The sequence below is a fragment of the Rothia sp. HMSC065D02 genome (assembly GCF_001815285.1).
Taxonomy (GTDB): domain Bacteria; phylum Actinomycetota; class Actinomycetes; order Actinomycetales; family Micrococcaceae; genus Rothia; species Rothia dentocariosa.
The window spans coordinates 50,277-58,775 of sequence record NZ_KV820080.1; the positions used below are offsets into that span (position 1 = coordinate 50,277).

Consider the following 8,499-nt stretch of genomic DNA (forward strand, 5'->3'; position numbering starts at 1 on the left):
GGAAAATATGACTGCTCCTCAGCTTTTGTTTTATGCCACCCTGATTATTGACGGGTTACTTGCCCTCGTGGTGGCGTGGATTTGTATTCTCGCCTTTGTGCGGTCCGTCATGGCACCCGCGAATATGTACACGTTCAACGGCAAACGCTCCAAGAATTTCTGGATGGCTATGACCGGCGGTTCCGCTGCGGTTGGTCTGCTGGGGGTTTGGAGCGCCTTGAGCTTCACGTACAATCCCAGCGCTACAAGCAGCGTGGTGCTTTTCCAGCTGGTAGCCGCTACTATTTCGAGTGTTTTCCTAGCGGGAGTCTGGCCTGCCGTGGGCGGTAACCGCCGCTACTAAGACTCGTCAAGGCGTGCAGCCCGTATCTTTCGCCCGAGTATAGGGTGACTTTGACCTTTTCGGCGCGTGGCGCATCCGTGCAGGGGGCTGCCGCGTGCCGATTCGTCTTCTGCCGCGAGATGTAGGGCAAGATGGCGGTGTGGTGTTGCTGGCACAAGCATGACAAACCGCCGCCCACATGAAAAAATAGAAGCCATGACATACAAATTAGTACTCCTGCGTCACGGCCAGTCGGAGTGGAACGAAAAGAACCTGTTCACCGGCTGGGTCGATGTGAATCTGACTGATAAAGGCCGCGCTGAGGCTCAGCGCGGCGGCGAACTACTGAAAGAACGCGGCATCCTTCCCGATATTGTGCACACCTCACTGCAGCGCCGCGCTATCAACACCGCAAATATTGCCCTGGATGCGGCCGACCGCCTCTGGATTCCGGTCAAGCGTACCTGGCGTCTGAACGAACGTCACTACGGCGCTCTGCAGGGTAAGAACAAGTCTGAGATCCGTGAAGAATACGGTGACGAGAAGTTCATGACTTGGCGTCGTTCCTACGATGTGCCGCCTCCGCCGCTGGACGATAGCGACCCCTACTCGCAGGCAAACGATCCCCGCTATGCGGACGTTGAGAACGCACCCCGCACCGAGTGCCTCAAGGATGTTCTCGGTCGTATGCTTCCGTACTGGGAATCCGATATTAAGCCCGACCTTGCCGACGGTAAGACTGTGCTGGTCGCGGCGCACGGTAACTCCCTGCGCTCGCTCGTGAAGCATCTGGAGAACATCTCCGATGAGGATATCGCTGGTTTGAACATTCCGACCGGCATTCCGCTGTACTATGAGCTGGACGAGAACTTTAAACCTCTCAAGCCGGGCGAGTACCTTGACCCTGAAGCTGCGAAGGATGCTATCGCGGCTGTTGCAAACCAGGGTAAGTAATTATTTAACGCGCATGGTAGGAGAACCCATCGTTCCGGTAGTGTTGAACTGACCGGGGCGGTGGGTTCTCACCGTTTTCAGAGCACCTCGGCGCCGCGGCGGTCAGGTTTTCGCTTCAGACACAATGCACACCGCACATCAGATAGGCACTTTCAGGAAGGAATCGCCCGTTGAACGCAGGTCTTATCGCTTTTTCCTCCGGCGTTCTCGGACTGGCTCTAGGTCTTTTGAGCATGGGTATTCTGAGGCGGTTCGAGCGTGAACGACATCGCACGACCGTTGCCGAACCCGCCTTGAGCGATGGCGCGGCGCAGGTGCTCGCGGTTATTGGGCGTGCCTATGTGGTGGTAGACGAGGTCGGAGGCGTCGTGCAGGCTTCGCCGGGCGCCTACGCCATGGGGCTGGTGCGCGGGCACACCGTGCTTTCGATTGAGCTTGCCGAGATGATCCGCACCGTGCGGCACCGCGGTATTTTCGTGGAAAAAGAACTTGAGATAGCCCGGGGCGAGGACGAATTCCTGGTTATCGACTTGCGCGTGGCTCCTGTGGGAAACGAATATATTCTGGTGCTCGCCGATGACCGCACCGAAATATCGCGTGTGCAGCGGGTACGCAACGACTTCGTGGCGAACGTTTCGCATGAGCTGAAAACTCCGGTGGGGGCAATTAGCCTGCTCGCAGAAGCCATTGAGGAAGCCCGTGATGACCCGGAATCTATCGACTATTTCACGAGTCGTCTGCACAAAGAAACAAAGCGTCTGACCGCGCTGGTCCGCGATATTATCGAACTTTCCCGCCTGCAGTCCGCCGATGTGATCGGCAGCGGAAAATTAGTATCAATCAACAGCCTGGTGGGGGAGGCGGTTGATCGTTCCAAACTTGCCGCCGAAGCCAAGAACATCACCATCCACACGGATGCCCACGCCGACCGTGAGGTTTATGCAGACCCCGAACTGCTTGGGATCGCGGTGCACAACCTCATTGAGAACGCGGTGCGGTATTCTCCCGAAGATACCCGCGTTGATGTCACGGTCGAAACCTCGCACGAGAACCTGCTGATTTCGGTGACAGATCAGGGCTCCGGAATCTCTGAGGAAGACCAGAAACGTATTTTTGAGCGTTTTTATCGTGTAGACCCGGCCCGTTCACGGCAAACCGGCGGTACCGGTCTGGGTCTGAGCATCGTCAAGCACGTGATGGCGCAGCACGGTGGCATGGTCACCGTGGACTCGACTCTGGGGGAGGGCTCCACATTTACGCTGAGTCTGCCGCTTGCCGAGGCAGACCATTCGACCCCTGAAATCCTGGAATCCGCCGATAACTCGTGAGCTGAGCTACACTAGCTACAGGACATAAAACAGAGGTAACGATGACGAAAATTCTGCTTGTTGAGGATGAAGAGGCGCTCTATGACCCGCTGTCTTTCCTGCTCGGGCGCGAAGGTTTTACGCCCGTTGTAGTCGACAATGGTCTGGATGCGGTGCCTGCCTTTGAGAGAGAAGACCCAGACCTAGTGCTCCTTGACGTGATGCTTCCCGGAATGTCCGGCATGGAGGTGTGCAAGAAAATTCGCGCATCTTCTTCGGTTCCGATCATCATGCTGACCGCTAAGGATTCTGAGATTGACAAAGTGCTCGGGCTCGAACTTGGGGCTGATGACTATGTGACCAAGCCGTACTCTTCGCGGGAGCTGATGGCGCGCATCCGGGCGGTGCTGCGGAGGCAGAGCCCAGACCACGGCGATGAGCAGGATCAGAAAGCCTTGGCGGCTGGTCCGGTGCGTATGGATGTGGAGCGTCACGTCGTCACTGTGGACGGTGAGGAAGTTTCCATGCCCCTGAAAGAGTTTGAACTTTTAGAGATATTGCTTCGCAACACCGGTCGCGTGATGACGCGAGCCCAGCTGATTGAGCGGGTCTGGGGCGCGGATTATGTGGGCGATACGAAGACATTAGATGTGCACATTAAACGCCTGCGCTCTAAGATCGAGCCGAAGGCATCCTCACCGCGCTATGTGATTACGGTGCGTGGGCTGGGCTATAAATTTGAGGCGTAGAGACTCACCATATCCACACTGAAAAAGGCTCTTTATCCAACATAAAGAGCCTTTTACAGTGTCTCGAGGGAACCCCTCGCCAGCGCTACTGCACGTTCTCGTAGACGGGCACGCTCGCCGTAGGGGCCGGGGCGGGGACTTCCTCAGATTCGTCGTATGAAGGAGTCTCTGCCGGTTCAGGAGCCGTAGGCACAGCGGTCGCCGTATTCGTGGGAACGGCAGTTGCCGATGCGCTCGGCGTTGGGGTTTTCGCAGGCGTGCTGGCACTGGGAGTTGCCGCATGAGAGGACTGCGAGGATGCACGCGAGCTCGCCGCATTCGGCATATAGGAAGCGTACTCCTTGAGAGTTCCGTCTAAGACCGGAATATTTAGGGTCGTGGATTGATCGTTCGAAGAAACCTGAGTATTCGCCAGGGTCCCACCGGGAGTCTGCGAAATCTTCGGCACGATCACCTGAGAATCATTACTTTCTAAACGTACCTGCTGGCCCTTGGCAACCTTGACGGATTTCTCGCCGCTGGGGAACGCGAAGGTAACGGTAATATCGTGGTCGCTCTTATTCAGGATAGTGCCGAGCAGACGACCATCCGCGCCTTTGCCGGATGAAACCATCATGATATTGCGAAGCTCAACGCCGTTAAGATCGGCCTTAACCCCATCGGATGCAGCATACTGCAGGGTTGTCGGCTGGGTATAGATATAACCGCAGCCAGTTACTGATATGAGCGCGGCTGCAATAGCCACACCCGCACCGGCGCGCTTAAGAGAGTGGGAAACGGCGAACTTCACGGCGCGTCCTCCTAGATTCTGATGAGCCCTGCGACTCTGTGTGCGTGCATATAAAGCCGCCTTGCACGCACAGTCCTTCGAGCGCACAGAAGCGACACAAGATTTGACTCTCGCACTCTAGTTTAGCAATGTGATGACAAATCGTCAGTATGAGACCTGTACATGACGCCGGTTTTATGCCGTCCTCGGGAAAACACCGTGGAATTTTGCGAGTCTCGCTCAGCGTCATAAACCTGCGCAAACATCTCAAAACCTCAGAAGCACACTATCGGGTACCCTCTTAGATGTGACTGAAAACTATCCAGAGGCTCTAGCCACGAATGCTTTCCCAGCAGCTCGCACCGCCATCGTCGTGCTCGGCGCGGGTTCCGGCACCCGCCTCAAAGAAAAGATGCCTAAAGCTGCCGTCGATGTACACGGAAAAACCCTGCTGTACTGGGCACTTGAGCGCGCGCGATCCTCGGGTATTGCGGAACGTATCGTTGTAACGGTTCCGACTGACTGCGCGCACCGGTGCCCGCAATTACTGGCCGATGCCGCCGAATTTGATGCTCTCGTTACGGAAGGCGGCAACACCCGCACCGCATCGGTCATCGCCGCCCTCGATGCGCTCGCCGCCGAAAACCCGTCCATCGATCGGGTGCTTATTCACGATTGCGCCCGCGCGTTTACGCCTCCCCAGGTTTTCCGCACGGTCGCCCAAGCGCTGACTGCCGGGCATCGGGCCGTTATCCCCGTCGTTCCCGTGATCGACACCATTAAAACCGTGGATGCGCACGGCACCGTCACCGGCACGCCCTCCCGTGCGCTTATGCGTGCCGTACAAACCCCGCAAGGCTTCAGGATCGACACTCTGCGTGCCGCGCATGAGCACAGCCGCACGCTTGAGGCTTCAGTCGCCGAGCAGATTACCGATGATGCGATGGCGGTCGAGGCATACGGAGAACAGGTACATACCGTGACTGGGCATACCGACGCTTTCAAAATCACGACCCCGCTCGACCTTCGCATAGCGCGCGCACTTTACCCAACCGCCCCGGAATCCGCCGGCTCCTAAAGGCTAAACACAAAACCGCGATGAAAGGCACCTTCATGACAGATATTCCCAGCACGCAGAACCGCCCCGGTTCCCAAGAGCCGGTCATACCCCGCGTAGGAACCGGCGTAGACGTACATGCCTTTGGCGAGGAAAACACCGAGCTGTGGATCGCGGGGCTGTACTGGCCGGACGAACGCGGGCTCAGCGGGCATTCCGACGGCGATGTCGTTGCGCACGCGGCCGCCGATGCGCTCTTTGCCGCCTCCGGTACCGGAGATTTGGGCAGTAACTTCGGGGTGGATCGTCCAGATATGGCTGGCGCATCCGGGGTGCGTATTCTCTCGGAGGCGGCGGCAATCGTGCGAGCGGCAGGTTTTGAGATCGGCAACATCAGCGTGCAGCTGATCGGTAACCGCCCCAAATTTTCGCCACGCCGCGCAGAAGCCAATCGTGTTCTGAGTGAAGCAGCTGGGGCTTCGGTGACCGTTACCGCGACCACGACCGACGGTTTGGGTCTGACCGGACGCGGCGAAGGCGTTGCAGCCGTTGCCACCGCACTCCTTTACTCGGTGGAGTAGTTCCCCTGACGGAAGATTATTAAAGAGAACCCGGCGGTACCCACCGCTCGGGTGCTATACCCCGTAAACTAGTACTGTGACTATGCGTTTTTATGATTCAGCAACATCAAGCATCCGCGATTTTGAACCGGTAGTCCCCGGCGAGGCACGCATCTACTACTGCGGCGCCACCGTGCAGGGCGAACCGCATGTGGGGCATATCCGTTCCGCCCTGGTCTTCGACCAGCTTGCGCGGTGGATGCGCTACCGCGGGTTCAAAGTCACCACCGTGCGCAATGTTACGGATATTGACGATAAAATTTTGGCGAAGTCCGTTGAATCTGCACAGCCCACCTATACTGGGGAACACCCCAACGAGCAGTGGTGGGCACTCGCGTATCGATACGAGAAAGTTTTTGCGCGCGCATATGCGACGTTGGGTATCGACCCGCCAACCTATGAGCCGCGCGCGACCGGTCACATTCCTGAGATGTTTGAACTTATTCAGCGTCTTATCGACCGCGGGCACGCATACCCGGCGCTTGACGATTCTGGGGATGTCTACTTCGATGTGCGTTCTTGGGAACAGTATGGCGCGCTCACCCGCCAGAGCGTGGACGACATGCAGGATTCCGCCGACGCAGACCCGCGCGGCAAGCGTGATCCCCGCGATTTTGCCTTGTGGAAGGGGTATAAGGAAGGCGAACCACTGACCGCTGCGTGGGATTCGCCGTGGGGTCGCGGTCGTCCCGGCTGGCATCTGGAATGCTCTGCGATGGCGGGTAAATATCTGGGGAAGCGGTTCGATATTCACGGCGGCGGGCTGGATCTGCGTTTTCCGCATCACGAGAATGAACTGGCGCAGTCCACGGCTGCGGGCGATGATTTCGCTAACTTCTGGATGCACAACGGTATGGTCACCTACGAGGGCGAGAAAATGTCGAAGTCAATCGGCAACACCATTTCTCCCGTGCAAATGCTGCAGCAGGCTCGTCCGCTGGTCGTGCGCTATTATTTGGGTTCGGCACATTATCGTTCGGTGCTGGATTACCGTCCCACTTCATTAGAAGAAGCACGGGTTGCTATCGAGCGTGTGGAGGCATTCCTTGCCGCCACCTTGGAGCTTATGGCCCCGAATCCGCAGGATCGTCGCGTACCACAGGAGTTTGCGGATGCGCTCGACGACGATATGAATATTCCGCGCGCGCTCGCGGTGCTTCATGAACAGACCCGCGCCGGTAACGCCGCGCTTGCCGCCGGCGCGGATGCCTCCGAATGCGCAAACGCCGTGTGGGCTATGGCGAATGTGCTGGGGCTGATTTCGCTTATGAATCTTGACGGTTCGGGAGCTTCCGGTGCGGAACATCAGGCATTAGATGCGCTTATTCATACTATTCTGGAACAGCGCGCGAGTGCCCGTGCCGAGAAGGACTGGGCAACCGCCGATAGGATGCGCGATGTGCTCGCCGCCGCAGGCATTACGGTCAAGGATGGCGCGCAGGGCTCTACGTGGAGCCTTAACGCATAACAGATTCCCCCGAAACTCGCCCCGAAAGCGGGCATGACAGACGTTGAACTAAAGGATACAGATATGGCTAAGGCAGGTTCGCGCCCCGGCGCTACCACGAAGAAAAAGGGTGCAACGAAGGGCACCGGCGGCCACGGTCGGCGTGCGCTGGAAGGTAAAGGGCCCACCCCGAAGGCTGAGGACCGCGTTTATCACAAGGCGTATAAGATGAAGCGCGCAGCGGAGCGCCGGGCGGCTACCAGCACGAACCGTAAGTTCCAGACTCGTCTGGGCGGCAAGCGCGTGAGTGATGAGCTGGTCACCGGTCGCAACGCGGTTCTGGAGGCACTTCGCACCAATATTCCAGCGAAGCACCTATACGTGATGAGCCGTATTGAGGTTGATGACCGCGTACGCGACATTATGACGACGGCGAATAAGAAAAACCTGCCCATGCTGGAGATTCCCCGCAGCGAGCTAGATCGCCTGACGGATGGTGCCGTGCATCAGGGGATCGCAATGCAGATTCCGCCTTACCAGTACCCGGATGCTACCGATTTGGTACTGGACGTTATGGAGCGCTGGCATGCCGGTAAACTCAAGTCACCCCCGCTTTTCGTGGCTTTGGATGGTATTACCGATCCTCGAAATTTGGGTGCAATTATTCGCAGCGTTTCGGCATTTAGCGGCGATGGGGTCATTATTCCTGAGCGTCGCTCTGCTGCGGTGACTGCGGGCGCCTGGAAAACGAGTGCGGGTGCGGCGGCGCGTATTCCGGTGGCGATGGCAACGAACCTGACGCGCGTGCTGCAGCAGGCAAAAGAGCAGGGTATTTTTGTGATTGGTCTGGACGGTGGGGGAGACATAGACCTGCCGAATCTACAGCTCGCTTCTGAGCCTCTGTGCGTGGTGGTTGGTTCCGAGGGTAAGGGCCTTTCGCGTTTGGTGACGGAGACCTGCGATCAGATCGTATCGATTCCTATTGATTCGGCTATGGAATCTCTTAACGCCGCAATGGCAGTGGGCATTACTCTCTATGACGTATCCCGCCATCGCGCTGAGTCTCACTAACGCTCTTATCCGATGTGCGTGTGGAACCTATTCGGATTCCCCACATGCTTATGCATTCGCGGTGAATATGAGGCTATAGTGGCAAACCTAAATAAATGACGCGTCTGACTAGTGTTTTTGTGAGTGTTCTATCTCATCACCCACTGGGTTGCGGTGGTGGGTGTGGGTGTGTATAGTTGTATGAGTCGCCGCGGCGAACGGGG

The 8,499-nt window shown here is 57.5% G+C and carries 9 protein-coding genes; 8 read left to right on the top strand and 1 reads right to left on the bottom strand.

Annotated elements, in window-relative coordinates; genetic code table 11:
- Positions 1-7: 7 nt before the first annotated feature.
- The 4 genes from HMPREF3016_RS03450 (at position 8) to HMPREF3016_RS03465 (ending at position 3,332) form a co-directional block, all read left to right on the top strand.
- Positions 8-343, top strand: coding sequence for a DUF2516 family protein (locus HMPREF3016_RS03450; RefSeq protein ID WP_004006586.1), 336 nt, complete (start codon positions 8-10; stop codon positions 341-343).
- 195 nt (positions 344-538) lie between these two features.
- Complete coding sequence (locus HMPREF3016_RS03455; protein WP_004006587.1) at positions 539-1,276, top strand: phosphoglyceromutase; 738 nt, start codon at positions 539-541, stop codon at positions 1,274-1,276.
- Between the two features lie 170 nt (positions 1,277-1,446).
- The gene (locus HMPREF3016_RS03460; RefSeq protein WP_070740260.1) at positions 1,447-2,604 is read left to right on the top strand and encodes a sensor histidine kinase; all 1,158 of its coding nucleotides are present in this window, start codon (positions 1,447-1,449) and stop codon (positions 2,602-2,604) included.
- Between the two features lie 41 nt (positions 2,605-2,645).
- Entirely contained in the window at positions 2,646-3,332 is a 687-nt protein-coding gene (locus HMPREF3016_RS03465; protein ID WP_004006589.1) for a response regulator transcription factor, read from the top strand.
- An 85-nt stretch (positions 3,333-3,417) separates the two neighbouring features.
- Here the strand turns inward: HMPREF3016_RS03465 and HMPREF3016_RS03470 are convergent, their stop codons facing one another.
- Positions 3,418-4,122, bottom strand: coding sequence for a hypothetical protein (locus HMPREF3016_RS03470; protein WP_070740264.1), 705 nt, complete (start codon positions 4,120-4,122; stop codon positions 3,418-3,420).
- 286 nt (positions 4,123-4,408) lie between these two features.
- On the opposite strand from HMPREF3016_RS03470, the gene ispD reads away from it, so the two are divergent.
- The 4 genes from ispD to rlmB all read left to right on the top strand — a co-directional run bounded on the left by ispD (position 4,409) and on the right by rlmB (position 8,296).
- Positions 4,409-5,179 (top strand): 2-C-methyl-D-erythritol 4-phosphate cytidylyltransferase, encoded by a 771-nt coding sequence (gene ispD / locus HMPREF3016_RS03475; RefSeq protein ID WP_083315872.1) that lies wholly within the window; start codon positions 4,409-4,411, stop codon positions 5,177-5,179.
- Positions 5,180-5,214: 35 nt separating this feature from the next.
- Positions 5,215-5,739: a 2-C-methyl-D-erythritol 2,4-cyclodiphosphate synthase gene (gene ispF / locus HMPREF3016_RS03480; protein ID WP_070740267.1), complete on the top strand. Its 525-nt coding sequence runs from the start codon at positions 5,215-5,217 to the stop codon at positions 5,737-5,739.
- A 76-nt stretch (positions 5,740-5,815) separates the two neighbouring features.
- Positions 5,816-7,246 carry a cysteine--tRNA ligase gene (cysS, locus tag HMPREF3016_RS03485; RefSeq protein WP_070740270.1) on the top strand — a complete coding sequence of 477 codons (1,431 nt, stop codon included), beginning with the start codon at positions 5,816-5,818 and terminating at the stop codon, positions 7,244-7,246.
- 63 nt (positions 7,247-7,309) lie between these two features.
- Positions 7,310-8,296 (top strand): 23S rRNA (guanosine(2251)-2'-O)-methyltransferase RlmB, encoded by a 987-nt coding sequence (gene rlmB, locus HMPREF3016_RS03490; RefSeq protein WP_004006592.1) that lies wholly within the window; start codon positions 7,310-7,312, stop codon positions 8,294-8,296.
- Positions 8,297-8,499: the final 203 nt, after the last annotated feature.

Coding starts and splice junctions, on each gene's coding strand:
- HMPREF3016_RS03450 (WP_004006586.1), top strand. CDS start 8: ATGACTGCTCCTCAGCTTTTGTTTTATGCCACCCTGATTATTGACGGG.
- HMPREF3016_RS03455 (WP_004006587.1), top strand. CDS start 539: ATGACATACAAATTAGTACTCCTGCGTCACGGCCAGTCGGAGTGGAAC.
- HMPREF3016_RS03465 (WP_004006589.1), top strand. CDS start 2,646: ATGACGAAAATTCTGCTTGTTGAGGATGAAGAGGCGCTCTATGACCCG.
- ispF (WP_070740267.1), top strand. CDS start 5,215: ATGACAGATATTCCCAGCACGCAGAACCGCCCCGGTTCCCAAGAGCCG.
- rlmB (WP_004006592.1), top strand. CDS start 7,310: ATGGCTAAGGCAGGTTCGCGCCCCGGCGCTACCACGAAGAAAAAGGGT.